This window comes from Streptomyces sp. NPDC096311, from assembly GCF_044763085.1.
Classification (GTDB): Bacteria; Actinomycetota; Actinomycetes; order Streptomycetales; family Streptomycetaceae; genus Streptomyces.
In genome coordinates, this window is the sequence record NZ_JBIWFN010000010.1 from 28,969 (window position 1) to 54,860 (window position 25,892).

A 25,892-nucleotide genomic window follows, 5' to 3' on the forward strand; every position below is an offset into this window, starting at 1 on the left:
CCGCGCGATATCGGAACATCGAAGCCCTTGCCCTTGCCCGTTCCCGGTCGTCGTCCGGGGTGCTCGGCGTGTCGGTGGGGTCAGAGGCCGGCGGTCAGCAAGCCCCGTACCCGTCGGGCCGTGGTCTCGTCGCGGGCCGCCGTGAAGGGGAGGGTGTTGCCTCCCGTGATGCGGAAGGGTTCGCCCGTGAGGGTCAGGTGGGCGCCGCCCGCCTCCTCCACGAGGAGCAGGCCCGCCGCGTGGTCCCAGGCCGCCTCCCAGGAGAAGGCCGTCGCGTCCAGCTCGCCGCGGGCGACGGCCAGGTACTCCAGCCCCGCCGAACCGCAGGGACGCGGCCGCACGCCCTCGGTGCGCAGGCCGAGGAGAGCCCGCTTCTGCTCGTCGGTGGTGTAGTCGGGGTGGGAGGTGGCTATCTCGAGGTCACGGCCGGGCGTGGGCGCACCCGGGCGCAGCAGCTCGCCGTCGAGACGGGCACCCCGGCCGCGCACGGCGACGGCGAGCTGGTCGCGGGCCGGGGCATAGGTCCAGGACGCCTGGACGACCCCGCCCACGGCGAGCGCCACGAGCGTGCAGAAACCGGTGTCACCGTGGACGAACTGGCGGGTGCCGTCGACCGGGTCGACGATCCAGACCGGGGCCTGCCCCTGGATCGCCTCGTACGTCGCCGGATTGGCGTGGACCGCCTCCTCGCCGACCACGACCGAGCCGGGCAGCAGCTTGGCGAGCACCTCGGTGAGGTACTCCTCGGCCTTGCGGTCGGCGTCCGTGACCAGGTCGTGCGGGCCGCTCTTCTCGTCGATCTCATCTGCGGTCAGCTGCCTGAAGCGCGGCATGATCTCGGCGGCGGCCGCCTGCCGGATCGCTTCTTCGACGTCGGACGTGCGGTGCGCGAGAAACTCGTCGATGGTTTCGATGTCTTCGATCATGGCTCCATGACAACACGCGCCACTGACAATCCCCGCACCTCCGGTGCACTCCGGGTGGAATCGCCGTGAATTCCCGGAGTTGCTGATCAGCGGCCCACCGCGTACCCCTGCATCCCCCGCGGGTTCGCCGCCGCCGACAGCACACCCGTGTCCGGATCCCGGGCGACCGCGCACAGCCGGCCCTCGGACCAGGCCTCCGCGACCTCGACGTCATGGCCGCGACGGCACAGCTCCTCGACGACCGCCTCGTCCGTGCGGGACTCGACGGTGAGGCTGCCTGGCCGCATGCCCCGCGGGTAGAACGAGCTCGGGAAGCTGTCGTTGTGCCAGTTCGGGGCGTCGATCGCGCCCTGGAGATCGAGCCCGCCGCGTACCTCGGCGCGCAGCGCCACGGCCAGGAAGAAATGGGTCTGCCACTGGTCCTGCTGGTCGCCACCCGGGGTTCCGAACGCCATGACCGGGACTCCGTCGCGCAGCGCCAGCGAGGGTGTCAGCGTCGTACGGGGACGGCGTCCGGGTGTGAGGGAATTGGGCAGCCCCTCGTCCAGCCAGGCCATCTGGAGCCGGGTGCCGAGCGGGAAGCCCAGCTCGGGAACGACGGGGTTGGACTGAAGCCAGCCACCGCTGGGGGTGGCCGCGACCATGTTGCCCCAGCGGTCGACGACGTCGAGGTGGCAGGTGTCGCCCCGGGTGCTGCCGTCCCGGGCCACCTCGGGTTCCCCCGCGGTCCTGGCGACGGTGGGTTCGCCCGCGCCCGGTACCGCCAGCGCGTCGAAGCCCGGCTCCCCGGCGGCGCCCTCGCGCGCGCGGTCACTGATCGTCGGGGTGCGCCCTCCGGGACTGCCGGGACGCAGCTCGCTGGAGGCCTTGTAGCCGATGAGTGAGCGCCGCTCGGCGTTGTACTCCTGCGACAACAGCTCGTCGAGGGGCACCTCGGCCGCGTCCCCGTACCAGGCCTCCCGGTCGGCCATGGCGAGCTTGCAGCCCTCGACGAGCAGGTGGACGTACTCCGCGGAGCCGTACCGCGGCAGCTGGGGCGGGAGCAGGGCGAGCTGCTGGAGGAGGACCGGACCCTGGCTCCAGGGGCCCGCCTTGCACAGGGTCCAGCCGCGCCAGTCATACGTCGCGGGCGCCTCGTAGCTCGCGGACCAGGAGGCGAGGTCGGTGGCTGTCAGGGTGCCGGTGTGGCGGTTTCCGCTGGTGTCCATGGTGGGCCGCCGGGCCTGCCGTACCAGGGCCTCGGCGATGAAGCCCGAGCGCCAGACGCGGCGCGCGGCCTCGATCTGCGCCACGCGGCCGGTCTCTCCGCAGACCTCGGCGAGCAGGCGGCGCCAGGTCGCGGCGAGGGCGGGATTACGGAACAGTTCGCCGGGACGCGGCGCCTTCCCGCCGGGCAGGTACACCTCGGCCGACGAGGTCCACTCCGTCTCGAAGAGCGCGCGCACCGACTCCACGGTCTCGCCGACCCGCTCCACGGGCGGGTGCCCGTCCTGCGCGTATCCGATGGCGTACTTCATGACGTCGGCGAGGGACCTCGTGCCGTGGTCGCGCAGGAGCAGCATCCATGCGTCGAAGGCGCCGGGCACGGCGGCCGCGAGCGGCCCGGTGCCGGGTACGAGATCCAAACCGAGTCCCCTGTAGTGGGCGATCGTCGCTCCGGCGGGCGCGACGCCCTGTCCGCACAGCACACGCACCTCGCCGCCCGCCGGGGCGAGGATGATCGGGACCTCGCCGGCGGGTCCGTTGAGGTGCGGCTCGACCACGTGCAGTACGAAGCCCGCGGCGACGGCGGCGTCGTACGCGTTGCCGCCGTCCTCCAGGACGGCCATCGCCGACTGCGAGGCGAGCCAGTGCGTGGAGGACACCATGCCGAAGGACCCTTGAAGCGTGGGTCGAGTAGTGAAGTTCATCTCTCACCTCGGTGTTTGCGCGCGTCGGCCGGTACCCATCGGTCCTCCGGACTCGCTGTGGGAGGAATCCGGGGAGTTCCGGCTCGGCTCCGGTCGCCCTGATCAGGCAGCAGACTACCGATCGGACGCGCTCTCACTTCGGCGCCCACCGGCGGGCAACTGTCGCCCCCGTCCGCGGGGGGGGGGGGGGGGGGGGGGGGGGGGGGGGGGGCGGCCCCGCGGGGGGGGGGGGGGGGGTGGGGGGGGGGGGGGGCCGGCGGGCCCCCCCCCCCCCCCGCGGTTCTCGTCGGGCGGAGACTCTCGGTCAGACGACCGGCAGCTTGCCCTTGGCAGTCGTCACCGTGCCGAGGTAGGTCGCCGTCTTGCCCTTGACCCAGTACACCTTGACGCGGACCTTGTGGCCCTTGGCGATCCGGGGCGAGATCTCGCAGTCCTTGACGGAACTGGTCTCACAGGTGTTCCGCCGCTTGCCCGTGGTCGCGTCATAGGTGACCGCTCGGATCGAGTGCCCGTCCTTGGCCGAGTCGATCACGTCGGTGAACTGAGGTCCCCCGGAGGAGTTCCGCGGCTCGAACACCACGGTCGCGACAGACTTGCCGTTCTTCTTGAACGAGCCGACGTAGTTGCCGCCGGCGAAGGAGGTTCCCGTGCCCAGTGCCAGTGCCAGCCCGGTGGCGGTGACGGCTATACCGACGCGGGCCATGATGTGCCGATTCATTGCTCTCCCGTTGATGTGCTGTACCGCTGAGTACGCGGCTCGCGGACTGTAGCTCACACATCTTTGTGAGTCGGAATCAACTCGAGCCACGTCGAACCGGCGGCGGTACCAGGAGATGGACCGTCAGACATCTTAGGACCGGGACGAGTTGACCATGTTGATGAGGTCGTCGATCGCGATGTCCGCCTCGTCACTCGCGACAAGGTCGCGGACCGAGCGGATGATGTCGTCCGCGGAACTGTTCATGTGCGCCGCCTGCGTTTGTACGGCGCCAACGCGGCGGGGGGTCAGGTGAGTTGAGCTTGTGCGCCCCTGTTGCTGACGACCAACACCGGGGGTACAACTTGACATCGACCAGCAGCAAGCTGATCGCTACGACCGCGACCTTGCTACTCGCCGCCACCGGCACCACCGCCGCCTCCGCCCCCCACAGCGGGTCCGGTGGAGCCAGCGGAAGCAACGAGATCATCGTCACCACCAGCGCGGCGAAGTCCGACTTCGCCGCCGGCAACTCAAAGACCTGGCTCTCGGCGTTCGTCAGCACGCGGAGAGCCCGCGGGAGCGTCGTCGCGTGTCGGGCGTTCATGCGGACCTGGGCACCGACCGGGGCGACATCAGACGGATTCAGTCATGTCCTCCATGAGTTCCGGTAGCTTGCGCAGTCTGGTCAGCGTCTGGTGGAGCAGACGCACGGTCACGTCGGACCGCTGCCGGCCGATGGGCTGGGCGATGGACGCCGCGCGGCTCTGTTCCGCCAGCTTGTTCAGGAGGTCGCCGATCTCCGAGGACGCCGTGTGCAGTCTGCGGACTTGGTCCTCAACGCGTGTCACCAGTGCGTCCACGGTGGGCTGTCCGTCAGGGCCGGGATCGATGACGTCTTGGGGAGGTCCGGGGACGGGCAGCTCAAGGTCGAGGCTCGGTGGCAGCGTCGGTGCGCCCGCAGCGGTCAGCGAGGGTACGGCTGGGCTCCCGGCACCGTCCGGCACATCAGTCCTGGTGGGAGCCCCGAGCGCGGACGCGGACACGGGCGGCGACAGGGACGCGAAGGTACCCGCTGTCCTGCGCGGCCTCGTTCCGGTGTCTTTCGGGAACTCCATGTCGAACCAGAGAGGCGTCATCTCACGGCCTCGCATCTCCTTCCCGGAATGGCTGACCCGCCATGGCCGACGGTCCCCGTCGGCCATCGCTGCGGCGAGTGCTCTCAGCACCCCGACAGCCATCATTCGGCCATGAAGATCACTTCCACCGCTGTCTCCCTCACCGTCGACGACGTCCCCGCCTCCGCCGCATTCCTGACCAGGCACTTCGGCTTCCAGGAGGCCATGGCCGCCGAAGGCTTCGCCTCCCTGGTCCGCGAGGACGCCGTCAACGTGATCTTTCTGCGGCGCGGCATCGAGGTCCTGCCCGAGGGCATCAGGGACCAGCACGCCGCGGGTGTGATCACCGCGTTCACCGTGGCTGACCTGGACGCCGCATACGAGCGACTGCAGAGTGAAGGCGTCTCCATCACCATGCCGCTGCGTGAAGAGCCGTGGGGTGAGCGCCTCTTCCAGGTCACCGACCCGAACGGGGTCATCCTCCAGCTGGTCGCCTGGGCCACGCCCGGCGACCAGTGAGAAGAAGCGATGCTGCCAGAGGCCCCGGGGGTACGTGCCGTCCACGGCGGCCGTCACGCACCCCTCAGTTCGCGCTCCCCCGCGCTGTCACCAAGCCCGACTCGTAGGCGAACACCACCAGTTGGGCCCGGTCACGGGCGCCCAGCTTCGTCATCGCCCGGCTGATGTGGGTCTTGGCGGTGAACGGGCTGATGACCATGTGCGCGGCGATCTCCTCGTTGGTCAGACCGCGCGCGGCGAGTGCCGTGACCTCACGTTCGCGGGGGGTGAGGCACTCCAGGCCGGGCGCGGTGGCCCGGTCCGGGGGCCGGGCGACGAACTCGCCGATCAGGGTGCGGGTCACGGACGGGGACAGCAGCGCCTCTCCCCGCGCGACGACCTCGATGGCCTGGAGCAGGTCGGCGGGCTCGGTGTCCTTGAGCAGGAAGCCGCTGGCCCCGGCCCGCAGCGCCTCGAAGACGTACTCATCCAGGCCGTAGTTGGTGAGCATGACGACGCGTACGGCGGACAGCTCCGGGTCGGCGGCGATACGGCGGGTGGCCTCGATGCCCGACATCACCGGCATCTGTACGTCGACGAGGGCGATGTCCGGCAAGGAAGCGCGCACCAGCGCGAGGCCCTGCCGGCCGTCGGCGGCCTCGCCCACGACCTCGATGCCGTCCTCGGCGTCGAGCAGGGCGCGAAAGCCTGCGCGCATCAGCGCCTGGTCGTCGACGAGTGCGACCCTGATCACGGCACCTGCTCCGGTAGGCCCAGCGGCAGTTCGGCGCGCACCGAGAAGCCGCCCTCCGTGCGCGGTGCGGCGTGCAGGGTGCCCCCGAGGGCCGTGACGCGTTCACGCATGCCGGTGAGGCCGATGCCGGGGGTGTGCGGACGGGACGGGTCGGCGCCGCCGTCGTCGTCGACGGATATCGTCAGGTCGTCGGTGCTGTAGTCGAGTTGGACGGCCACCTTGGCGGGTCCCGCGTGGCGCGCGGCGTTCGTCAGGGCCTCCTGGACGATGCGGTACGCGGCACGGTCCACCGTCGCCGTGAGCGGACGCTCGTCGCCGCACACCGTCAGCTCCACGGCGAGACCGGCCGCGCGGGCCCGCTCCACGAGCAGCGCGGGGGTGCCGGTCGGCTCGTCGGTGCGCAACACCTCGAGGGTTGCCCGCAGTTCGCGCATCGCCTCTCCGCCCGCCTCCTGGATGGCGAGCAGGGCGGGCGGGACCTCCTCACCGCGTTTGCGGGCGAGGTGGACGGCGACGCCGGCCTGGAGCTTGACGATCGAGATGCTGTGCGTGAGCGAGTCGTGCAACTCGCGGGCGATCCGCAGCCGTTCCTCGCCCGCCCGACGCAGGGCCGCCTCCTCACGGGTGCGTTCGGCTTCCATCGCGCGCTGTTCCGTCTGGCGCAGATACGCCTGCCAGTTGCGGTCGGCGAGGCCTGTCACCAGGGCGCAAAGGAACCAGCCGGCCAGCAGGAGGGAGCGCTCGGCGCTTGCGCGTGCCGTGAGGTCGGTGGTCACGAATGCCGCCAGGAACAGGGCACTCGCGAGCGCCGCCACTCCTCGGTGACCCGCTCGGGCCGCCGTGTGGACGGCGCTCAGTACGGGGAGGGCGGCGAGGGTGCCGGGGTGGGCGTGCAGGACGTACGCCGTCGTGGTGACCGTACTGACCGCGAGTACCCGGCGCGGGGCGCGGCGGTAGGCCGCGAGGGCGAGGGAGCCCACGGTGATCAGCGCGTAGTCGGCGGGGCTCGCGCCGTCGTCGACCGCGGCCGCGGTCATGACGAGGGCACCGACCACGACCGCGAGGGCCGCGTCGGTCAGGTGCCTGCGCGTACCCTGGTCCAACGCCATGTTCCGCACGATAGACGGCTGTTCGGACCGTGGCGTCAGACCTGTGGAGGGGGCCCGGCGTACTCCGGCTGGAGTAGATCACGGCGCGCGGGGGGCGGGTGGGGGTAGCTCGGGATGCCTTCGGGTGGGCGACGACCGGAGACGGCTCCCTGAAGGAGGGTGGCGTTGGCGGCCGCCCCGGCGGCCCCGCGCTCATTCCCCACCAGGAGGTGTCCCATGCCCAGTCCCTTCCGTTACACCACCCCGTCTCCGCCCGGGTCCGCCACCGGCCGTGTCGCGGGCGTCTACGCCCAGCTCGCCGACGACTTCGGCATCGAGCGCGCGGTGACCTTCGTCGTGCTCTCGCCCGCTCCCGGTCTCATGGCCTCCGCCTGGGCGTTGATGCGCGAGTCGCTGATCGCGGGCGAGGGCAGCCGGACGGGGAAGGAACTCGCGGCGCTCGGGGTGTCCGTCGCCAACCGGTGCCCGTTCTGCGTGGACGCGCACACGATGTTGCTGCACGCGACCGGGGACCACCGGCTCGCGGAGACGGTGGCGCGCGGGGACACCCCCGCCGACGAGGAGCACGCGCGTGTGCTGGCATGGGGCGGGGCGACCCGGACCCCGGGGGCGCCCGAGTTGGCGCCGTACCCCTTCCCCGTCGCGCACGCCCCCGCCTACATCGGCACCGCCCTGTCCTTCCACTTCATCAACCGCGTGGTGTCGGCGCTGCTCACCGAGAGTCTGCTGCCCGGCAACGTGCAACGGTTCCGGGCGGTGCGGAGTCTGGCCGGGCGGTCCGTCGCCCGGACGGTGCGTCGGCGAGCCGCGCCCGGTGCTGGCCTGGAACTCCTCGACGACCCCGGGCCCGGTCCGGACTGGGCGCGCGGGACCACCGTCGGCCCGGCCTACGCCGCGCTGCGGGCCGCCGCCACCGAGGGGGAGGGTCTGCTCGACGAGGCCGACCGGATCCTCGTACGTCAGACGCTCCGGGACTGGGACGGCTCGCACCCGCCGCTCGCGTGGGACGCACTGCCCGACCGTTCGCGCCCCGGGGCGCGGCTCGCGCTGCTGGCCGCGCTGGCCCCGTACCGGATCACGGACGAGGACGTGACGGCCTGGCGTAAACCCATCCATACCGACCACTGTCTGGTGCATCTGGTGGCGTACGGCGCGTTCGCCGCCGTCGACCGGATCGAGAGCGCGCTTCCCGTCCGCACCGCCGAGGAGACCTCATGACACAGATCGCCGACTCCGCTCAGGCGCGGGCCTGGAACGGCACTCTCGGCAACCACTGGGCGAGCCGTCACGAGCGCTATGACACGCTCGTGTCGGGCCTGAACACCGCGCTCTTCGACGCGGCGGCGATCGCTTCGGGCGACCGCGTCCTGGACGTCGGCTGCGGGGCCGGTGCGACGACCCGGATCGCGGGCCGGCTGGCGGCGCACGGGCACGCGGTCGGGGTCGACATCTCGGCCCCCCTGCTCGACCAGGCCCGGGCGACGACCGCCGCGGAGGGGGTCACCAACGTCGCGTACGAGCTCGCCGACGCCCAGATCCACCCCTTCCCGCCCGCCGGATACGACGTCCTGATCAGCCGGGGCGGAGTGATGTTCTTCGCGGACCACGCGGCGGCGTTCCGGAACCTGGCGCGCTCGCTGCGGCCGGGCGGGCGGCTCGCGTTCGTCTGTCCACAGGCCGCCGGTCCCGAGGTGGAGGAGTCACGCGCCCTGAGCCTTTTCGGAAAACTCCTGGACGAACCGGACGCCGCGACGATCGCCGTCCAGGCCGCCATGGCCTCCCTGTCCGACCCGGCGCGCATCCGCGAGGTTCTGCGCGGGTGGGACGACGTGACGGTGACTCCGGTCGCGGCGGCGACGACATGGGGGCGCGACGCCGCGGACGCCGTCGGCTTCATCCTTTCCCGCACGCCCGGCCGGACGGTCGACGCCGACACGCGCGCCGCCCTGGAGGACACCTTGCGCCCTTATGAGACGGATCGCGGCGTTCGACTCCGGGCGGCGGTGTGGCTGGTGACGGCGAAGTGGCGGACAGACGGTTCCCAGTGAGTCACTGTCACCACACAGGCACGGAGTGAGTTGGCACTTCCGCCCCACAGTGAGTCATGTGAGACTGGCGTTCCGTCCGCAGTGTGGACTCCCTCCGCACCGTCCCCCACGAGAAGTGCGCCGTGCATTCTCTTCCTCTGCCACTCGCCCTCACCGCGCGCCTGCTGCCGGTCGCGGTCCTCGCCTGCACGGGCTGGGTCATGTCGTCCGGCACGTCGACGACGACTCCGGCCGCCACCGACCACAAGTCGCCCCAGGCGACGCAGTCCCCGTCGGGCCCCGCGGCGACGGCGGTCGCGAAGACGTTCACCGCGGCCCCCGCGCCCTGCACCGGCGTGACGGAGAAGACGATCAAGTCCCTTGTCCCGGGCGCCAAGACGGCCGGCCAGGAGATTCCGTCGACCGACAAGTCGGTGCGCCGCACCTGTTCCTGGAACGCGCTCAAGGGCTTCGACTACCACTGGCTGGACGTCTCGTACGAGATCAAGGACTCGGACGAAGCGGCACAGAAGTCCTATACGGGGCGCGTCGCGGACAAGAGCGGCGGCGGGGCGGTTCCCGGCCTCGGCGACTCGGCCTACTCGGTCGTGAACCTCACCACCACGGACAAGCAGCAGACCCGCGAGGGAGTGGTGATCGTCCGCGCGTCCAACGCGCTGGTGGTCGTCACGTACAACGGCAGCAACTTCGAGACGAAGAAGGCGCCCAGTACGGACGAGATCAACAAGGGGGCCATCAAGGCCGCCAAGGACGTGGTGGCGACGCTGGAGAACGGCCAGAAGGGCTGACCGTTCTCCGACGGCTGTCCTCGCTCACGCGTCAGACGGCGGTCTTCTCCTTGCCCCGCAGCAGCATCAGCGTCAGGTACAGGACCATCGACGTACCGAGTCCGACCGCCCAGCCGTAGGCGGCTGAACTGCCGGCCTTCTCGGAGAGCGGCGACGCCGGTCGTCCCGGAGCCGGTGAAGGGATCGAGGACCGTACCGGCCGGCGGGCAGATCCTCACCAGTTCCTGCATCACTTCCACGGGCTTCTGCGTAATGTGCACGCGGTCCTTCCGGGGCTGGCTCGCCGTGTAGAGGCCTGGCAGCTAGACCGGGTTCCGGTTGGCGTCAACCGGCCCCTTGGTGCCCCAGACGATGCACTCGCATGACTGCTTGAGCCTGCCCTTCTGCGGGCGGGAGACCGGCTTGTGCCACGCCGCGATGCCGCGCCAGGTCCACCCGGCCGCCTGGAGCGCGTCGGTCGTGGACGGGAGCTGCCTCCAGTCCGTGAAGACGAGCGCGGTGCCGGACTCGACGGTCGCTCGGTAGGACTCCGTGAGCAGGAACGTGAGCCAGAAGCCGTAGCTGCGCTGGTCTCGGTTCTCACCGGGGAAGTTCGCGAGGTCGTGCTCGGCGTCGGCCGACGTGTACTTCGCGCGCGCAGCGGCCCGTGCGCTCGCCGCTCGTTCGGCGACCGCTGTTGTAGGGCGGATCGGTGATCACAGCGTCAACGCTGTTGTCTGGGATGCCGGCGAGGGCGGTCAGCGCGTCGCCTCGGTGCAAGGTGTACGGCATTGCGCGGTTCTCTCATTTCGGAGGGATTGTGCGCGTGCTTCCCCTTTGACGGAACGCAGCGCACGTAGGCATGGGCCGCTCCGGGAAACTGCATGCGCAGCCGCATGGGGCGAGCAATGCGCTGGAGGTCAACGCCGTTTTCCGGCCGCACCCAATAGCCCCCCTCCCACCATGAACCCCGCAGGAAGGGTCGTTCGGTGCGGTCGGAATTCGTCTCCACAGTCTCGCCGTGTTCGCAGGACGGGATCTCGTTCCGGCCCCGTTGAGCTGTGCTGGTGTGTGTTGTCCCGTACAAGCGACAGCACACCTGGCACCCCGTCAACCGATCTCCAACCCGGGTAAGGGGATTTCCCATGTGGCGCGTGAGATTACGAGTGCGGCTGGCTGCCGCACTCCATTGAGGGTCCAGCGACCGGGAGTCAGCAGCTAAGCCGCCCTCGGCGGGAGTACAGCATGGTGTCCGCAGCCAAGGACGCCGACGTCCTGACCGCGGAGGCCACCGCGATGTTCTTCGACCCCCTTGCACCGCTACCAGAACGGGGACAGCGGGTCGGTGTCATCCGGGACGATCTCGTTGTCGACGACCTCCGCCGGATCATGATCATGCTTGTCGGAGTCCTGTGGCCGCTGGAACCCGCCGAGGGCGGCTGGCGACGCTACGCCACGCTGGTCCTCGACGCACTCTCCCCGGACGGAGCCACCCCCCTGTCGCCGGCCGCTCCAGTGGTACTTCGCAAGCCGAGCAGGAACAGACATCAGACGGGGAGCGCTCCTGCGCCAGCGAGGAAACGTGCGCTCTGCCTTCAGCCATGCACGGTTCTGCTACCCGGACACCCCGATGGCGGGCAGCGGGCACACCGTCACTGCCCCCGTATCGCATCGGGTAGTTCGTCACCCGCACGTGCGTCCGCCAAGCGGATCACCACACCATCTCGTTACACCGGTCAACGACGTCGCGGGCGGCCATGGCCCGTCCTCGGCCGAGGACGTGCACCCGGGCCCGCCGTGGACGACAGAGCCCGCCAGGGAGGTCGGTTGACACCGACTCAACAGCCCCAAGAACCGAGGTGGACTTGTGAGCCCTCAGAACCCGGATGCGCGCCCCTTGGCCACGTCGTAAGCCGCCCGCGACTTCTGCACATCGTCCATCCGCTCATTGGTCCACAGCGCCAGCGCACGGACCTGCTCGGCGGCCTCCCGCCCCAAGTCCGTGAGCGAGTAGTCGACATGAGGCGGGATGACCGGCTTGGCATCACGGTGCACCAGCCCGTCCCGCTCCAGGTTCTGCAGGGTCTGCGCGAGCATCTTCTCGCTGACCCGGCCAACCGTGCTGATGGACCGGCGCAGTTCACTGAAGCGGTGCGAGCGCTCCAGCAGTCGGATCAGGACCATCACTCCCCAGCGGCTGGTGAGGTGCTCCATGACCATGCGTTGGGGGCAGAGGGGCTCGCCTGCGATGGGCTCGCCGGCTACCGCGCTGCCCGCTGCGGTACTAACAGCCATGTCAGTACCGTACTTCAAAGTGCGTACTCACGCTGAGTGATCAAGGCTCCTAGGGTTGACCGCACAACCCGTGACAAGGAGTTACCTCATCATGAGCATCGTCGTCACCGGCGCCGCCGGACAGCTGGGCCGTTTCGTGATGGAGGGCCTGCTGGAGAAGGTCCCCGCCGATCAGATCACCGCCGTCGTCCGCACCAACGAGAAGGCCGCCGAGCTCGCGGCCCGCGGTGTCAATATCGCCGTCGCCGACTACAACGAGCCCGAGACCTTCGACGGCCTGTTCTCGGCCGGCGACAAGGTGCTGCTCATCTCCAGCAGCCAGATGGACAAGGACCGGGTGGCCCAGCACAAGGTCGTCATCGACGCCGCCAAGGCGGCCGGAGTGGCGCTCTTCGCCTACACCAGTGCCTTCGGCGATCACGTGGACCCGCTCTCGCGGGCCCATCGTGACACCGAAAAGCTCGTCGTGGAGTCGGGACTGCCATACGCCCTGCTGCGCAACGACTGGTACAGCGAGATCTTCGCCGATCAGCTGCCCCAGGTGCTGGAGCACGGCGCCGTCGTCCACGCGGCCGGTGACGGGCGTATGGCGTCCGCCACGCGTGGCGACTACGCGGCCGCCGCCGTCGCGGTCCTGACCGGCGCGGGACACGAGAACCGGACGTACGAGCTGAGCGGCGACTTCGCGTGGAGCTTCGCCGAGTTCGCCGCCGAGGTGAGCCGGCAGTCCGGCAAGGAGGTCGTCTACCGGGCGCTCACCACCGACCAGTTCGCCGAGATGCTGATCAGCACGGGAATGCCCGAGCTGTACGCCAGGATCATGGCGGGCACCGGCGAGACCATCGCCCAGGGGCACCTGGCCGGGACGCCTGGTGACCTCTCCCGGCTGATCGGACGTCCGACCACGCCCATCGCGGACTCGATCGCGTCCGCGCTGAAGTAATGAGCGGCCTGGGGTTCGTGCTCGTGCACGGTGGCGGGCTGGACGCCCGGTCCTGGGAGTGGCTGACACCGCGCCTCGATGGCCCGGTTCTCGCCATGGACCTCCCGGGACGGAATGCGCGTCCGGCCGATCTGACCAGGCTGTCGATCTCCGATTTCGTCGAGTCGGCGATCGCCGATCTGGACGCCTTTCGCGAGGCCGACCGCGTCGTACTGGTGGGTCATTCGATGGCGGGCCTCACCATTCCGGGGGTGGCGGCCCGGCGGCCCGACCGGATCGCGCACCTGGTGTTCCTGGCGAGCTCCATCCCCCGCGAGGGGGGCTCCATGGAGGACGAGATGCCGTCCCTGATACGGCTCGCAGCCCGACTGCGTCCCCGGCCGCGCGCCGGGGCGCAGCCGAAGCCCATGGGCCCCAGACTGGCCCGCCGTATGCTCTGCAACGGCATGGATGCAGAACAGACGGCCTTCTTGACGTCCCGCCTGGTGCCAGAGGCACCCCGGCTCAGCGCAGAGCAGGTGTCCCGCGACGACCTGCCCTCCGACGAGGTCATCCCGCGCACATACGTCAAACTGCTGCGCGACCGGGCCGTGCCACCGAAGACGCAGGACCGGATGATCGACAACCTCGGCGTCTGCCAGGTCCGCACGCTGAACAGCGGCCACGCCGTCATGGCCGGCCGCCCCGCCCAACTGGCGACCCTCCTCAACGAGATCAGGAGTTACGCCGCCTAGCCGGATCATCACCACGGGGTACGCCGTTCAGACGGCGTGCCCTGTTCCGCCGTTCGTACCCAACCCCCCTTCATCCAAGTGGATTTGGGGCAATCACCCATACCACCGCCGCCCTCGGCGGGGAACATGGGAAACACACAGTAATGCGATGTGCATCACAAAGAAAACGGTGCCGTTTCTATAGCGCGACGGCTAGCCTGTCGACATCAGATGAAACGGAACCGTTTCGGAACGATTCCGTTTCGATGCAAGGAGGAGCGATGTCGGAGCCGGCGACCACTCGTCGCAACCGTATGACTCCCATGCGCGCGGCCGAGCTCTACGAAGCCGTCCTTCACCTCTTGCGCGAAGTCGGTTATGACGGGCTCTCCATGGAGGCCGTCGCCACCCGCACCCGGTCCAGCAAGGCCACTCTCTACCGGCAGTGGGGAGGCAAGCCGCAACTGGTCGCCGAAGCCCTGCGGTACCGCACGCCGATCACGTTCGACACCATCGACACCGGTTCACTGCGCGGCGACCTGAGCGAGCTCGTCGCGCAGACGGACGAGACGGAGATCGAGATGGATGCGGCACTTCGCCTCGGTGTGGGCCGCGCGATCTACGACCAGCCGGAACTGCGCCGCACCATGAGAGAGGTGATGATCGCCCCCGCGATCGAAGGAATCAGCGGCATTCTGCTCAGGGGCGTCGCCCGAGGCGAAGTCCCCGAGGACAACCCCGCGATCGACCTTGTCCCGGAGATGCTGGTCAGCATTGTCATCTCCCGCCCCATGCTCACGGACGCACCGATGTCGCGGGCCGAACTCAAGCGGTACGTGGAAGCGATGATCTTCCCCGCTCTCGGCGTCTGACCCCTCCTCCGGCCGTGTCGGCCGGGGCTCCTCTCCTCCGCGTCCCCGCACAGCCGAAGACAGCCACCCGGCGCGCACCATTCACGTCGCCGGGTGATCCCTCGACGCCGTCCTGCACATGGCGCACGGCGCCGAGCCTCTACCGGGACCTCGGAAGCTTCACAGTCCGTACGCGTCCGACGATCACAACCCATGCCCCGGGTATGCACGGTGAGCGGCCTGCGTACCCGGTCCGCGCCGCCCGTGGGGACGGGGATGGCGCGGGGAACGGCCCGGCCGCGGTTCCTCCTGCCCCGGGGGTCCGCGGCCGGGTCATCGTCCCAGCCGCTGTCCGGCTCAACTGAGGGATTCCGGTTGACCTCTCGACGTGTGCCGTCGGCACGACGGTCCACCACGCCATGGGCTCCGCCACGGCGTGCCGCCCACCTCGGCGCCGGGGCCACCGGCTCCGCCCCATCGCGATCGCCCCCTCCCTTCGCAAGGAGCACCCCCATGTGCAGCATCATTCTGGTCGACGACCAAGGCCTTCGGCGCATCGGCCTCCGTATGCTCCTCGAGGCCGAGCCCGATCTGACCGTGATCGGCGAGGCAGCCACGGCCGCCACCGCGGTCCGCATGGCCGCCGCACTGCGTCCCGATGTCGTCTTGATGCACGCCGGCATGGACGTCGTCGAGACAACTCGCGCCATCATGAGACCCGGCAGCCCTTCCCGTGTACTGATCCTGACGGATGGCGGTCCCGACTCCCATGCTTTCGCGGCTCTGCGCGTCGGCGCCGGAGGCGTCCTGCTCCAGGGGACGCGCCCTGCCGAACTGAGCTCGGCCATCCGTGCCGTGGCCGCGGGGGACGCCGTGATCTCCCCCAGACTGACCCGCAAGTTGATAGAGGCCATTCGCGCGCAGCCGCCGGTCGAGGCCGCCCCTGAACGGGAGTTCCAACTTGCCGCACTGACCGAGCGTGAACGCGACGTCCTCACCGCCGTGGCCGCCGGCTGGACCAACGCAGAGATCGCCGACCGGCTCTCCATCGCGCAGACCACGGTCAAATCCCATGTCAGCCGCATCTTCGCCAAGATCGGGGCCCGGGCCAGGGTCGAGGCCGTCGTCTTCGCATACGAGTCGGGAGTGGTCCAGCCACCGTTAAGGCGGTCCACGAGCGCCGCGCCTCGACCGAGTGGCGCCGACACTGTGCCGAGCCTGCGGCAAGGACACTCTCAGGGCCGAGCGGTCAATTCGTCCACGAGCCCCCACCGCGCAGCCGTGGCCGCGTCGAGCCCCACACCCGACAGCGCGAGATACAGCGTGCGCCAACGGCCGATCCGGCGCGGAATGCTGACCGTACCGCCCGCGCCGGGGATGAGGCCCATGCCCACTTCGGGAAGCCGAATGACCGTGTCCCGGGTGGCCACCACGCGGCCTGCGAACGCAGCCAGTTCAATACCGGCTCCGACACACGCGCCGTGAAGCCGCACCGTCGTCCGCCGGGACGTCCGGTGCATCAGCTCGGCCGCTCCGGCGAACCTGCGGACGAAGTGTCCGGTCGTCGTGTCCGGGACGGTGCCGAACTCGTCGAGATCACCTCCCGAGCAGAACGCGGGACCCGCGCCTTCGAGCGTCAGCGCGCTGATGCTCTCGTCGAGCACCGCCACCCGCAACGCGTCGACAAGCGCGTCGCGCAGTTGACGGCTGTAGGCGTTGCGCCGCTCGGGCCGGTTGAGCGTGATCGACAAAAGATCCCCGTGCCGCTCGACCAGGACCGGGGGCGTCTCCACGGTCGGCGGCAGTGGGCGGGGGCCTCGGTGGGCCAGCCAGCGGCGGAACTCGTCGCCGCCCAACGCGGTCGAGTAGGCGAACGACTCGAGATCCAGGGCCGGTCGTACGCCGAGTTCCGTGCCCGCTCGCAGCACCTGCGTCAATACGAGGGCGGCCTGCGGGTTCACGGCCGCTGCGGATTGCAGCCGGGTGGCCTGGATCGCCGGGTCCGCCACCAGGACACACGGAGTGGACGGCGCGACGGCCGCTTGCGGCAGCAGGGTCATGTCCAGGGCGGTGAGAAGCTCACGCCAGGCATCGGTGGGGGGTTCCTGCGAACAGACACCGACAAGGATCCGTTCGGTGGCGTACGCGGCGTCGCGCGCCGCGCGCAGCAAGGTCGGCCCGGCGGGCATGTCGAGATCCACGAGAAGCAGGGGATCCGTCACCCGGCCCTCGGGATCGAGCTCGGGCGCCGCAGCGGCTCCGTCGGCCAGTTCCGCGACAGACATCCGGCCTGCCATGTCTGAACGTGTTGGTGAGAGCGATGGCCTCACGTGTCCTCATCCGGCAGTCCCAAAACTCCGGTACGACAAGAACATCGGAGTCTGTGATCAGCGTAACATCGGCGTCGTGGCGGCTGAGCAGTTCGAGGCCAATGTGACGGAGTGGGCCCGCAGCGGTGTGATGACAGCGGGCGCGGGCCTCGTGGCGTACGACGTGGACCGGGCGCCGGTGTTCTGCGGCGACGCCCTCGCCGACCCGCTGACCGGTCTGGTCGCCGCCGAACTCGCCCTGTCCGCGCCCGAGAACGGCCGGGGACGGCTGTTCGACGTCGCGATGTCCCAGGTGGTCGCCTCGACACTCACGGCGCCTCCGGACACCCCCACTCCGGCGGCCCGACGACACGGTGGGGGCTGGGCGGTCGAAACCTCCAGCGGACTGATACCGGTGGCCGCGCCGCGCCGCCGGTCCGTCACCGGCCGCGCACCCGAACCGGGCGCGCACACCACCGAGGTGCTGCGCGAGTTGCGGATCCCGCTGCCATGACGCCGGGACTGCTGATCCGCAATGCCGAACTCCACGGTCGGATCACGACGGACGTGCGGATCCGGGACGGAGCGGTGCTGGAGATCGGTGCGGGATTGACCGTCCACCGCGGCGAGGACGTGCTCGACGCCCGTGGCGGGGCCCTGCTGCCCGGTCTCTGTGACCATCACCTGCATCTGCACGCCATGGCGGCCGCCGACCGCTCCGTGCTCTGCGGGCCGCCGTCGGTGACCGGCAGGGAGGCGCTGGCCGAAGCGCTGTCGCGGGCGCCGTCCGACGATCGCGGATGGGTGCGCGGCATCGGGTACAGCGAGGAGGTCGCCGGTCTCCTGGACTCCGCCGGCCTGGACCGCCTGCACCCCGACCGGCCCGTGCGCCTACAGCACCGCAGCGGCGCGTTGTGGGTGGTCAACAGCGCTGGAGCCCGGTCGCTGGACCTCGATCGTGCCGTTCATCCGGGCGTCGAACGGGACGCCCGGGGCCGTCCGAGCGGCCGACTGTGGCGCGCCGACGACTGGCTCCGGTCCCGCTGGCCCGCCACCGCGCCGCCCGAACTACGGCCCGTCGGCGCACGGTTGGCCCGCCTGGGCATCACCCACGTCACGGACGCGACTCCTGACCTGGACACAACGGCGCTCGACGCCATCGGTCAGGCCATGCGCACCGGTGCCCTCCCCCAGCATGTCCGCCTGTTGGGCGCGCCGCTGGGCTGGACCGAGCCGCGCGCCCCGCGTGCTCCGACCGTCGGGCCGTACAAGATCGTCCTCGCGGACTCCGGACTGCCGGACCTGGACCTGCTGGTGGACCGGGTCCGTACGGCCCACGGGGCGGGCCGGGCGGTGGCCGTGCACTGCGTGACGCGCGAGTCCCTCGTCCTCCTGGTCGCCGCCCTGGACCATGCCGGTACGGTGCCGGGTGACCGGATCGAACATGCCTCGCTGGTGCCCGCCGAGCTGATTCCCCGTCTGAGGGACCTCGGTCCGGCGGTGGTCACCCAGCCGGGTTTCATCGCGCACCGAGGTGACGACTACCTGCGCGACGTTCCTGCCGCGGACCAACCCGACCTCTACCGAGCGCGGTCACTGATGGACAGCGGAGTCGCGGTCGCGCTGTCGAGCGACGCTCCGTACGGACCCGTCGACCCGTGGACGGTGATCGACGCGGCGGTGCGGCGGCGTACCGGGTCGGGGCAGATCGTCGTCCCGGGCGAACGGCTCACCGCCCAGCGGGCGTTGGAGACCTACTTCTCCTCGTCCGCGACGCCGGGCGGGGCCCGGCGCAGGATCGCACCGGGGTCGCCCGCCGACCTCGTCCAGCTGCACGTGCCCCGTGCGGAGGCGCTGGCCCAGCCATCGGCCGACCTCGTGGCCGCCACGCTGATCACCGGTCGCGTGGTGTGGTCGGGCCAAGGAGTGTCCGGCTGAGGGCGACGGTCTCGTCAGGGAGCCGTGGGCCGTCAGTCGTTGTCGGGACGGGTCCTGTCGGGTCAGGTTGTGCGGTGGGCATGCGGTATCACGCGCACAGCCGTGTCAGCGGTCGTCAAGTCGGGACAGCCCAGGGTTCGCGGGGCCCGCGAAAGGCGTGACACGCGGCCTCTCCTCCGCGGTCGTGCCGGACGGGCCGGTCCTCGTCGCCCCGGGCGGCATGACCGTGCCGTCGGTGCTGCCGCTGTCTCGACGAGAAACCGCCTGTCCGCGAGCCGACGGCTGATCGGCCCGGCACCCGGGGCCCGTCGGCCCTGTGAGCCTTGGTGGGCGGTCAGAAACAGTGCCACCCGGGCGCCGGTCAGGTGGACGGGTTCGAACGACCGGACCGCAGGGCTGCGATGACGCCTCCGTCGACGAGGAGGTCGGTGCCGCTGATGTAGGTGGAAGCCGGACCGAGCAGGAACGCGGCCGCGTCGGCGATGTCCCCCGGTGTGCCCAGTCGTTTGGCTGCCGAGTTGGCGATCATCGCGCGCATCGCGGTGCCGCTCTCGCCGGTCAGTTCCTGTTGTCCCATGGGCGTGGAGATGACCCCAGGGCTGATGGAGTTGATCCGGGCGCCGCGCTCCCCCCAGTGCGCGGCGGCGGCTTGGACGCGGAGTTGGTTGGCACGTTTGGCGAGAGCGTAGTTGCTGACGCCGGTGGCTTCCGAGTCGATGAAGGGCAGGTCGAGCAGGTCGTCGGCGGGGACGTGGGCAAGTTCCCGCTCCTGCGCGGCATCGAGGGGCGGGGCCATGTGGCCGGCCATGCTGGAGATGACCACGCCCGCCCCGCCAGGAGCGACGACCCGCCCGAACTCCTCCAGGACCAGAGCCACGCCCAGCAGGTCCACTTCAAGGATGGCAGCGGGGGCTGCCTGCACCGGGGAGAGCCCCGCGGTGTGGACGACCTCGGTGACGCTGCCGAGGTCCGCCGCCTCTTTGGCCAGGGCCGCCACCGACGAGCGGGACGAGACGTCGACAGGGCGCGTGACGACCCCGTATCCCTCGCCTCGCAGCGCTTCGGCCACGGTGTTCAGTACGTCCTCGTCGAAGTCGGCGAGCAGGACCTCCCTGCCCGCACCCTGCCGTCGGGCGATGCTCTGCCCCATCCCACCGACACCGATGACGACCAGCACGTTGACGCTCATGGATGTGCCCTCGCTTAATTACTTTACGGTCCGTTCCGTAAATGAATGCTACACCCGGCATATACGGTGGAGACATGGGAGAGGTACGTCGGCGAGGCCGACCACGCAGCGCGACCGCGGACCAGGCCATCCTGGAAGCCACACGGGAACTGCTCGTCGAGAACGGGTACGCCCGGCTGTCGATGGAAGGTGTCGCCGCTCGGACCGGAGTGGGCAAGCCGACCGTGTACCGGCGCTGGCGCTCCAAAGGCGCCCTCGTGGCCGATGCGGTCCGCGACGGCCTGCTGTCGACCACGCCCGGCCGTGACCTCGCCCCGCCCAACACGGGCAACGCGGAGCAGGACCTGCGCGCCTGGCTCCACCGGTACACGTTGGTGGCCACGGATCCACGCAATGTCCCGCTGGCCCTCGCTCTCACCGCCGCGGCAGCAGAGAACCCCCACGACGCCGAGGTCCTTTACCAGCAACTGACCGGTCCTCAGCACGCAGCACTCGTCGAACGGCTCCGCTCCGCCGCGGATTCCGGACAGCTACGTGCCGACGCCGACGTCGAAGCCGTCGCTGACGCCGTCATCGGCGCCGTACTCTTCCAACTCCTGACCGGCAACGCCGCCGCCTCCCCACAGCGAGCCGACGCACTCTTCGACATCCTGCTCGCAGGGCTCCGCCCTGCCCCCTCCCGGAACTGAGGGGCAGAGCCGGGCAGGCCGGAGCCGGGGCCCGGGGCGGATACGTCGACGCCCGCGGCGCGTCAGTCGCTGCTCGGCAAGGGCTTGGGTCCTTGCAGGTTCAGCGGTTCGCCGTCGACGGCGAGGGTGCCGTCGCCGGCCTTGGCGCAGACGACCTCAAGGCCGCTCGCCTCGTGGAGGTAACGCTTGCTGAGCAGACTTCCCCCGGCGAGGGCGGGGTCCGGGGAGCCGTCCGGCGCCGTGGGCGCCTTCGCCAGCATCGGACGGCCGCCGCACGTCAGCCGGACATCGCTCCTGGGCGGACGCACCACGATCACCGCGGTGCTGCAGACCGCGCTGTAGAGCTGCGTTGCCACTGTGAGGGTGGTGGTTTCGGCACTCATCATCGTTCTCCGAGGGGTCCGGCGGCGATCGTGCGCGCCTGGGCGACGACGCCATTGTCGAGGAGTTGCTCGATTCGCTGCGGTGCGATGCCGAGCTCGTGCAGGACGGCGCGGCTGTGCTCACCCGGCACGGGTGGCCGCCGCGGGGGGTCGTCGGGGGCGGCGGAGAAGCGCCAGGGGCGCCCGACGTCGAACATCTCGCCCCTGACCGGGTGCCGGTGCGCGACGAGCGGCCCGATGTGCGCCGCGTCGGTGTGCAGCAGCATCTCGGGGATGACGAACTGCGGTTCGGCGCAGGCCACGCCGGCTTCGCCCAGGCAGGCCAGCGCGCCGGCGGTGTCCAGCGCGGCGAACGCCTGGGCCAGGGGGCCGTTGTCGTCCTCGGCCGAGAAGGCACGGCCGCGCGCCTGGACGTAGCTCTCCCGCCGCTCGGCGCCGAGCGCGTCCTGCGCGGCGGCCCACTCGCGCTCGTCGTGGCAGGCGAGCAGCAGCCAGCCGTCCCGGGTGCGGTACAGCGCGTTGGTCGGGGCGTGCCCGCGCTGCTGCGCGTCGAGCGGGTAGGTCTCGACGATCTTGCCGTCCGCACGGTAGGGGTCGCAGATCCACAGCATCGACGCGCCGAACTGCGGGGTCTCGACGAACTGGCCCCGGCCGCTGCGCTCCCGCTCGACCAGCGCCGCCAGCACCCCCGCGGCGCCGTTGAGCGCCGCGCCGTAGTCGGCGTGGCTGACGGCGTGGACGGGCTCGTTCCCCTCGCCGCCGCTCCTGCGGAAGGCACCGGCCAGCGCGTCCGGCATCGGCCCGAACACCGGCAGCGACGCCCACGGCCCGAGGTTGCCGTACCCCGAGGCATGGCAGTAGATCAGCTTCGGATTGACCTCCCGCACCGTGTCGTAGTCCAGCCCCAGCCTGTCCATCGCTCCGAACCGCTGGTTCTGGTGGAAGATGTCCGCCTTCTTGGCCAGTTCCAGCACCAGCTCCCGCCCGTCCGGTGACTTCAGGTCCAGGGCGAGGCTCTCCTTGCCGCGGTTGTTGCCCATGGAGTGGCCGGGAATGTCCTGACCGGTCAGTGCCGTCTCCTCGACCTTGATCACTCGTGCGCCGAGGTCGGCGAGCAGCCGCATGGAGAGCGGTCCCTGGATGAAGACGCCGAGGTCGAGCACCGTCACCCCGTCCAGCGGGCCCCGGCCGCTGGGCCGCTGCCGCTCCCCCTCGCTCGGGCGGGCCGCCGCGCGGACGGGCGGCCGGTGGTGCGCGCTGTTGTGCGCGCCCACCTCGGCCGGCGGCGCACCGACCCGGCCGGGTGTCCGCTCGAACCGCCAGGGCAGGCCGAACTGGGCGCCGTCCGACGTCTCGTGCGCGATGCCCTGGACGAGCGCCTGCTCAAGGGAGAGGGCTTCGCCCGGATCGAGCAGCGGCATCGTCGACACACCCGCGTCCGACAGCGCCTCCCACCACTCCTGCACGGTCCGCTTCTTGAACTCGCCGGGCATGAACTCCCAGAACTCGTCCGCCATCTCATGGCTGGGGAAGGGGCTGTAGGGGTTCAGGTCCGTCTGGGGATCCACCAGGTCCTCGCGGCCGAGCAGCCGGAAGAAGTTGTTGGAGGCGCCCTTGGCTCCGGTGTTGAACTGGATCCAGCCGTCGGCGCACTCCATCATCGCGAGGATCATCCGGGAGTCACCGAGCCGGGTGAAGGTGGAACGGTTCGGCCATGCCTCCAGCGGCGGCTCGCCCCCGCCGAGCCAGCGGTGGTTGTTCAGGAATGCCAGGGCGTCGACGAGCGAGGTCGTCAGGACCTGGCCCCGGCCCGTCCGCTCCCGGGCGTACAGCGCCCCGAGGACCCCGATCTGGATGAGCCAGGCCGCGCCGAACACCCCGTGCGGCACACCCACGTAGACCGGTGGCTCGCGTATGCCGTCCTGGATGTACATGTACCCGTACTTGGCCTCGGCCAGCTCCCCGTAGACGGGTTCGGCGGGGCGCACTCCCGCCGCGACGTCGTCCGCGCGCGCGGGCTCCGCCGTCAGCAGGCAGTACACCTGCCGTTCCGGGACCGGCGGCCGGTAGGCGAAGCTCTTGCCGGACCAGGCCTGGGCGGTGTCGATCACCACGTCGGCCGAACGGCACAGCTGTGCGAGTTCCGCCTCGCTCAGGCCGTCCTCGCTCACACTCTCCTGGCCGCGCAGCCACACCCGGGCGGCCGGCAGCGCCCGGACCGGGTCGCCGCCGGGCGGTTCCACGCGCACGACCCGCGCGCCGTAGTCCGCGAACACCATGCCGGCGATCGCCGCCGCCGCCGAGCGTTCGGACAAGTCCACGATCAAATAACCGTCGAGAGGGCCCATGGGACCAACCTCCTGGCTTGGGTCCGCAGATTGGATCCAATTATCGTATCCGGTGAAGCTAACAGTGGCCCCTTGGTGCGTCAAAGCCCCGTGCACGCTTTCCCCTTCAATAGCCCATGAGCGTTGACGTCACACAGGTGGCGCCATAGCGTGAATCCATAATTTGGATCCATACAGCGCTGAGCGGAGGAAACTGTGACCTATGACCTGGAGCAGCACAAACGTGTCGTGAAGGAGTTCGTGGAGCTCGCGTTCAACGAGGGCGAGCCGCAGCGGGCGGTGGACCTCTACGTGGGCTCGCGGTACGTCCAGCACTACCCGGGCGAGCGGGACGGGGTCGAGGCGTTCGTCGAGTTCGTCGGAAAGCAGGTCGCCGACGGCCAGCAGGTGCACCACGACATCCGGCGGCTCATCGCCGAGGAGGACATGGTCGCGGCGCATTCCCTGGTGACCCGGTCGCCCGACGACCTGGGCATCGCCGTGGCCGACTACTTCCGCCTTGAGGACAACAGGATCGTCGAGCACTGGGCCGTCTTCCAGCCCGTCCCGGAGTCGGCGGCGAACGACAACGGGATGGTCTGACCGCGCGGTCCGCGTTCCAGGGACGGTAGCCGTGGGCCGGGGGGCCACGGCTACCGTCCCTGGACGTTCGCGGAGGCGGGGCCGGGCCCGGCCGCGCCGATGCCGCCCTCCCCCGCGAGCCGCGCGGCGATCCTGCGCCGGAGCAGCTTGCCGGTCTCGGTGTACGGCAGTTCGGTCCACACCACGATCTCGTCCGGCGTCCGTGACGAGCGCAGGTACCCCTTCGCGAACGCCCTCAGCTCCTCCGCCGTGACCACGGCGCCGGGATGCAGGACGACCGCGGCCGCGATCCGCTCCCCCCACTCCTCGTCGGGTACGCCGACGACCCCGACGTCGCCCACCGCCGGATGCCGGCTCAGGACGTCCTCGACCTCGGCGGGCGCGACGTTCTCCCCGCCCCTGATGATGGTGTCGTCCGAGCGGCCCTCGATGAACAGGTATCCCTCGCCGTCGAGCATCGCCCGGTCCCGCGTGGGGAACCAGCCGTCGGCGTCGAGGAGGCTGCCGATGCCCGCGTACTCACCGGAGATCTGGGGCCCCCGGACCCACAGTTCGCCCAGGACGCCGGGGCCCAGCGGCTGCCCCTCCTCGTCACGGATTCGGAACTCGACACCCGGCACCGCGCGCCCGGCGCTGCCCAGCCGCGCGCGCACCGCCGGATCGTCGGACGTGCCGGCCGCCCGGTGGTCCTCGGGCCCGAGGAGCGCGATGGTGGAGCTCGTCTCGGTCAGGCCGTAGGCGTTGACGAATCCCGTGCCGGGAAACAGCCGCAGGGCCCGCTCCAGCGCCGTCGGCGACACGCGGGCGCCGCCGTAGGCGATCGTCGCCAGCGTCGGGACGTCCACCGCCGCGTCGCCGAGGTGGTCGACGATCCGCGTCAGCATCGTCGGCACGAGCATCGCGCTCGTCACGCCCTCGGCCTTGACCAGGTCGAGCCAGCGCTCCGGGGCGAAGGAGGGCAGGTGGACGACGCGGCGCCCGGCGTAGACGTTGCTGAGCACGGAGGCGACACCCGCGACGTGATACGGCGGCACGCTCGCCAGCGTGCACTCGTCCTCCCCCGCCCCGAGCAGGTCGACGGTCTGCAGCACGTAGGCGAGCAGGTTGCGGTGGCGCAGCAGCACCCGCTTGGGGCGGGAGGTGGTCCCGCTGGTGAAGAGGACGACGGCGACGGAGTCGTCCGTCACCTCGGCCGGCTCGGCCGCGGGGGTCGCGGCGGCCCGGCTCAGCCACTCGTCGGCGGCGATCACCTCGGCGCCACTGGAGCGCACGCGGTCCACCATGTCCGGATCGGCCAGCACCATCGGCTCCTGGAGCTCCGCCAGCAGCTCCAGCAACTGGTCGTCGGGGAGCCGGTAGTTGAGCGGCGTGATGGGCACACCGCTGAGCGCGGCGGCGAACACGGCGCAGGCGAAGGCCGGGCCGTTCACGCCGAGATGCACCACATGGCGGGCGCCCGTCGCGCGGATCAGCGTGGCACCTCCCCTCGCCCGCGCGGCCAGTCCGGCAAAGCTCATGCCGTCCTCGCGGGTTCCGAGTGCGATGCGGTCCGGAGCGACCCCAGCCGTGACGTCAAGGAGCGTTTCAAGACCCATTCGCTCGGGCCTCCCTCAGTGGTCAGCAAGTGGCGCGGAACAATTTTGGATCCAATTTTAGGATGCCACACGCCCACCAAGATGAACAGAAAAATACTGTGAGCTGCAATTTTGCATGATCAGGAGCGTCCATACGACCTTTGACCTTGACGCGAACATCGAGCATTTGTAGCCTCATCAACACGATTGTGGATGTGACACTTGGATCCAATCAGCAGGCCACCCGCAAC

At 70.5% G+C, this 25,892-nt stretch carries 23 protein-coding genes and 2 pseudogenes; 12 read left to right on the forward strand and 13 right to left on the reverse strand.

The window, feature by feature from the left end; all coding sequences use genetic code 11:
- Positions 1-80 precede the first annotated feature (80 nt).
- The 4 genes from ACIRA5_RS25135 to ACIRA5_RS25150 form a co-directional block, all read right to left on the reverse strand.
- Positions 81-926: an inositol monophosphatase family protein gene (locus ACIRA5_RS25135; protein WP_403693920.1), complete on the reverse strand. Its 846-nt coding sequence runs from the start codon at positions 924-926 to the stop codon at positions 81-83.
- Between the two features lie 86 nt (positions 927-1,012).
- Positions 1,013-2,836, reverse strand: a complete 1,824-nt coding sequence (locus tag ACIRA5_RS25140; RefSeq protein WP_403693922.1) for a gamma-glutamyltransferase family protein — start codon at positions 2,834-2,836, stop codon at positions 1,013-1,015.
- A gap of 304 nt (positions 2,837-3,140) precedes the next feature.
- Complete coding sequence (locus tag ACIRA5_RS25145) at positions 3,141-3,554, reverse strand: hypothetical protein (protein ID WP_403693924.1); 414 nt, start codon at positions 3,552-3,554, stop codon at positions 3,141-3,143.
- Between the two features lie 614 nt (positions 3,555-4,168).
- Positions 4,169-4,384, reverse strand: coding sequence for a hypothetical protein (locus ACIRA5_RS25150; RefSeq protein WP_403693926.1), 216 nt, complete (start codon positions 4,382-4,384; stop codon positions 4,169-4,171).
- Positions 4,385-4,783: 399 nt separating this feature from the next.
- Here ACIRA5_RS25150 and ACIRA5_RS25155 point away from each other — a divergent pair, with 399 nt between their 5' ends.
- A complete protein-coding gene (locus ACIRA5_RS25155) occupies positions 4,784-5,170 on the forward strand; it encodes a VOC family protein (protein ID WP_403693927.1) in 387 nt (128 codons plus the stop codon).
- A gap of 64 nt (positions 5,171-5,234) precedes the next feature.
- Here the strand turns inward: ACIRA5_RS25155 and ACIRA5_RS25160 are convergent, their stop codons facing one another.
- Both ACIRA5_RS25160 and ACIRA5_RS25165 read right to left on the reverse strand, forming a co-directional pair.
- Positions 5,235-5,903 carry a response regulator transcription factor gene (locus tag ACIRA5_RS25160; RefSeq protein WP_352044622.1) on the reverse strand — a complete coding sequence of 223 codons (669 nt, stop codon included), beginning with the start codon at positions 5,901-5,903 and terminating at the stop codon, positions 5,235-5,237.
- The gene (locus ACIRA5_RS25165) at positions 5,900-7,012 is read right to left on the reverse strand and encodes a sensor histidine kinase (RefSeq protein ID WP_403693929.1); all 1,113 of its coding nucleotides are present in this window, start codon (positions 7,010-7,012) and stop codon (positions 5,900-5,902) included. The genes ACIRA5_RS25160 and ACIRA5_RS25165 overlap by 4 nt, the downstream gene beginning before the upstream one ends.
- Positions 7,013-7,228: 216 nt before the next feature.
- Between ACIRA5_RS25165 and ACIRA5_RS25170 the strand changes: the two genes are divergently transcribed.
- The 3 genes from ACIRA5_RS25170 (at position 7,229) to ACIRA5_RS25180 (ending at position 9,848) form a co-directional block, all read left to right on the forward strand.
- Positions 7,229-8,230 carry a carboxymuconolactone decarboxylase family protein gene (locus ACIRA5_RS25170; protein WP_403693930.1) on the forward strand — a complete coding sequence of 334 codons (1,002 nt, stop codon included), beginning with the start codon at positions 7,229-7,231 and terminating at the stop codon, positions 8,228-8,230.
- The gene (locus ACIRA5_RS25175) at positions 8,227-9,060 is read left to right on the forward strand and encodes a class I SAM-dependent methyltransferase (RefSeq protein WP_403693931.1); all 834 of its coding nucleotides are present in this window, start codon (positions 8,227-8,229) and stop codon (positions 9,058-9,060) included. The genes ACIRA5_RS25170 and ACIRA5_RS25175 overlap by 4 nt, the downstream gene beginning before the upstream one ends.
- A gap of 122 nt (positions 9,061-9,182) precedes the next feature.
- On the forward strand, positions 9,183-9,848 hold the full coding sequence (locus tag ACIRA5_RS25180; RefSeq protein WP_403693933.1) for a hypothetical protein: 666 nt from the start codon (positions 9,183-9,185) through the stop codon (positions 9,846-9,848).
- Between the two features lie 110 nt (positions 9,849-9,958).
- Here the strand turns inward: ACIRA5_RS25180 and ACIRA5_RS25185 are convergent.
- A pseudogene (locus ACIRA5_RS25185) lies at positions 9,959-10,619 on the reverse strand (DNA-methyltransferase); the annotation flags it as partial.
- A gap of 1,083 nt (positions 10,620-11,702) precedes the next feature.
- Positions 11,703-12,122, reverse strand: a complete 420-nt coding sequence (locus tag ACIRA5_RS25190; protein ID WP_403693935.1) for a winged helix-turn-helix transcriptional regulator — start codon at positions 12,120-12,122, stop codon at positions 11,703-11,705.
- A gap of 91 nt (positions 12,123-12,213) precedes the next feature.
- Here ACIRA5_RS25190 and ACIRA5_RS25195 point away from each other — a divergent pair, with 91 nt between their 5' ends.
- The 4 genes and pseudogenes from ACIRA5_RS25195 to ACIRA5_RS25210 all read left to right on the forward strand — a co-directional run.
- Positions 12,214-13,065 (forward strand): SDR family oxidoreductase, encoded by an 852-nt coding sequence (locus ACIRA5_RS25195; RefSeq protein ID WP_403693937.1) that lies wholly within the window; start codon positions 12,214-12,216, stop codon positions 13,063-13,065.
- Positions 13,065-13,799 carry an alpha/beta fold hydrolase gene (locus ACIRA5_RS25200; protein ID WP_403693938.1) on the forward strand — a complete coding sequence of 245 codons (735 nt, stop codon included), beginning with the start codon at positions 13,065-13,067 and terminating at the stop codon, positions 13,797-13,799. The genes ACIRA5_RS25195 and ACIRA5_RS25200 overlap by 1 nt, the downstream gene beginning before the upstream one ends.
- A gap of 260 nt (positions 13,800-14,059) precedes the next feature.
- Positions 14,060-14,650: a TetR/AcrR family transcriptional regulator gene (locus ACIRA5_RS25205; protein WP_403693940.1), complete on the forward strand. Its 591-nt coding sequence runs from the start codon at positions 14,060-14,062 to the stop codon at positions 14,648-14,650.
- A gap of 492 nt (positions 14,651-15,142) precedes the next feature.
- Positions 15,143-15,751: pseudogene (locus ACIRA5_RS25210) on the forward strand (LuxR C-terminal-related transcriptional regulator); the annotation flags it as partial.
- Positions 15,752-15,864: 113 nt separating this feature from the next.
- Here the strand turns inward: ACIRA5_RS25210 and ACIRA5_RS25215 are convergent.
- Complete coding sequence (locus ACIRA5_RS25215) at positions 15,865-16,914, reverse strand: enoyl-CoA hydratase/isomerase family protein (RefSeq protein ID WP_403693941.1); 1,050 nt, start codon at positions 16,912-16,914, stop codon at positions 15,865-15,867.
- Positions 16,915-17,035: 121 nt separating this feature from the next.
- Here ACIRA5_RS25215 and ACIRA5_RS25220 point away from each other — a divergent pair, with 121 nt between their 5' ends.
- Together ACIRA5_RS25220 and ACIRA5_RS25225 are read left to right on the forward strand one after the other, a co-directional pair.
- A complete protein-coding gene (locus tag ACIRA5_RS25220) occupies positions 17,036-17,452 on the forward strand; it encodes a hypothetical protein (RefSeq protein ID WP_403693943.1) in 417 nt (138 codons plus the stop codon).
- Positions 17,449-18,876 (forward strand): amidohydrolase family protein, encoded by a 1,428-nt coding sequence (locus ACIRA5_RS25225; protein WP_403693944.1) that lies wholly within the window; start codon positions 17,449-17,451, stop codon positions 18,874-18,876. Before ACIRA5_RS25220 ends, ACIRA5_RS25225 begins: the two co-directional genes overlap by 4 nt.
- 361 nt (positions 18,877-19,237) lie before the next feature.
- On the opposite strand, the gene ACIRA5_RS25230 is transcribed toward ACIRA5_RS25225, so the two are convergent.
- The gene (locus ACIRA5_RS25230; protein ID WP_403693945.1) at positions 19,238-20,065 is read right to left on the reverse strand and encodes an SDR family oxidoreductase; all 828 of its coding nucleotides are present in this window, start codon (positions 20,063-20,065) and stop codon (positions 19,238-19,240) included.
- A gap of 74 nt (positions 20,066-20,139) precedes the next feature.
- Between ACIRA5_RS25230 and ACIRA5_RS25235 the strand changes: the two genes are divergently transcribed.
- On the forward strand, positions 20,140-20,754 hold the full coding sequence (locus ACIRA5_RS25235; RefSeq protein WP_403693946.1) for a TetR/AcrR family transcriptional regulator: 615 nt from the start codon (positions 20,140-20,142) through the stop codon (positions 20,752-20,754).
- A 62-nt stretch (positions 20,755-20,816) separates the two neighbouring features.
- Here ACIRA5_RS25235 and ACIRA5_RS25240 read toward each other — a convergent pair whose 3' ends face one another.
- Together ACIRA5_RS25240 and ACIRA5_RS25245 are read right to left on the reverse strand one after the other, a co-directional pair.
- Positions 20,817-21,137 carry a hypothetical protein gene (locus tag ACIRA5_RS25240; RefSeq protein WP_403693947.1) on the reverse strand — a complete coding sequence of 107 codons (321 nt, stop codon included), beginning with the start codon at positions 21,135-21,137 and terminating at the stop codon, positions 20,817-20,819.
- The gene (locus ACIRA5_RS25245; protein ID WP_403693949.1) at positions 21,137-23,485 is read right to left on the reverse strand and encodes a CoA transferase; all 2,349 of its coding nucleotides are present in this window, start codon (positions 23,483-23,485) and stop codon (positions 21,137-21,139) included. The genes ACIRA5_RS25240 and ACIRA5_RS25245 overlap by 1 nt, the downstream gene beginning before the upstream one ends.
- Before the next feature lie 195 nt (positions 23,486-23,680).
- Here ACIRA5_RS25245 and ACIRA5_RS25250 point away from each other — a divergent pair, with 195 nt between their 5' ends.
- Positions 23,681-24,067, forward strand: coding sequence for a nuclear transport factor 2 family protein (locus ACIRA5_RS25250; protein ID WP_403693951.1), 387 nt, complete (start codon positions 23,681-23,683; stop codon positions 24,065-24,067).
- A gap of 50 nt (positions 24,068-24,117) precedes the next feature.
- On the opposite strand, the gene ACIRA5_RS25255 is transcribed toward ACIRA5_RS25250, so the two are convergent.
- Positions 24,118-25,662: a class I adenylate-forming enzyme family protein gene (locus ACIRA5_RS25255; RefSeq protein WP_403693953.1), complete on the reverse strand. Its 1,545-nt coding sequence runs from the start codon at positions 25,660-25,662 to the stop codon at positions 24,118-24,120.
- Between the last annotated feature and the right edge of the window lie 230 nt (positions 25,663-25,892).

Bases quoted from the DNA above. Each gene is read 5' to 3' on its own strand.
- ACIRA5_RS25135 (WP_403693920.1), bottom strand. From the start codon at position 926: ATGATCGAAGACATCGAAACCATCGACGAGTTTCTCGCGCACCGCACG.
- ACIRA5_RS25230 (WP_403693945.1), bottom strand. From the start codon at position 20,065: ATGAGCGTCAACGTGCTGGTCGTCATCGGTGTCGGTGGGATGGGGCAG.
- ACIRA5_RS25225 (WP_403693944.1), top strand. From the start codon at position 17,449: ATGACGCCGGGACTGCTGATCCGCAATGCCGAACTCCACGGTCGGATC.
- ACIRA5_RS25165 (WP_403693929.1), bottom strand. From the start codon at position 7,012: ATGGCGTTGGACCAGGGTACGCGCAGGCACCTGACCGACGCGGCCCTC.
- ACIRA5_RS25255 (WP_403693953.1), bottom strand. From the start codon at position 25,662: ATGGGTCTTGAAACGCTCCTTGACGTCACGGCTGGGGTCGCTCCGGAC.
- ACIRA5_RS25235 (WP_403693946.1), top strand. From the start codon at position 20,140: ATGGGAGAGGTACGTCGGCGAGGCCGACCACGCAGCGCGACCGCGGAC.
- ACIRA5_RS25170 (WP_403693930.1), top strand. From the start codon at position 7,229: ATGCCCAGTCCCTTCCGTTACACCACCCCGTCTCCGCCCGGGTCCGCC.
- ACIRA5_RS25190 (WP_403693935.1), bottom strand. From the start codon at position 12,122: ATGGCTGTTAGTACCGCAGCGGGCAGCGCGGTAGCCGGCGAGCCCATC.
- ACIRA5_RS25140 (WP_403693922.1), bottom strand. From the start codon at position 2,836: ATGAACTTCACTACTCGACCCACGCTTCAAGGGTCCTTCGGCATGGTG.
- ACIRA5_RS25240 (WP_403693947.1), bottom strand. From the start codon at position 21,137: ATGAGTGCCGAAACCACCACCCTCACAGTGGCAACGCAGCTCTACAGC.
- ACIRA5_RS25145 (WP_403693924.1), bottom strand. From the start codon at position 3,554: ATGAATCGGCACATCATGGCCCGCGTCGGTATAGCCGTCACCGCCACC.
- ACIRA5_RS25215 (WP_403693941.1), bottom strand. From the start codon at position 16,914: ATGTCTGTCGCGGAACTGGCCGACGGAGCCGCTGCGGCGCCCGAGCTC.
- ACIRA5_RS25245 (WP_403693949.1), bottom strand. From the start codon at position 23,485: ATGGGCCCTCTCGACGGTTATTTGATCGTGGACTTGTCCGAACGCTCG.
- ACIRA5_RS25200 (WP_403693938.1), top strand. From the start codon at position 13,065: ATGAGCGGCCTGGGGTTCGTGCTCGTGCACGGTGGCGGGCTGGACGCC.
- ACIRA5_RS25195 (WP_403693937.1), top strand. From the start codon at position 12,214: ATGAGCATCGTCGTCACCGGCGCCGCCGGACAGCTGGGCCGTTTCGTG.
- ACIRA5_RS25175 (WP_403693931.1), top strand. From the start codon at position 8,227: ATGACACAGATCGCCGACTCCGCTCAGGCGCGGGCCTGGAACGGCACT.
- ACIRA5_RS25155 (WP_403693927.1), top strand. From the start codon at position 4,784: ATGAAGATCACTTCCACCGCTGTCTCCCTCACCGTCGACGACGTCCCC.
- ACIRA5_RS25205 (WP_403693940.1), top strand. From the start codon at position 14,060: ATGTCGGAGCCGGCGACCACTCGTCGCAACCGTATGACTCCCATGCGC.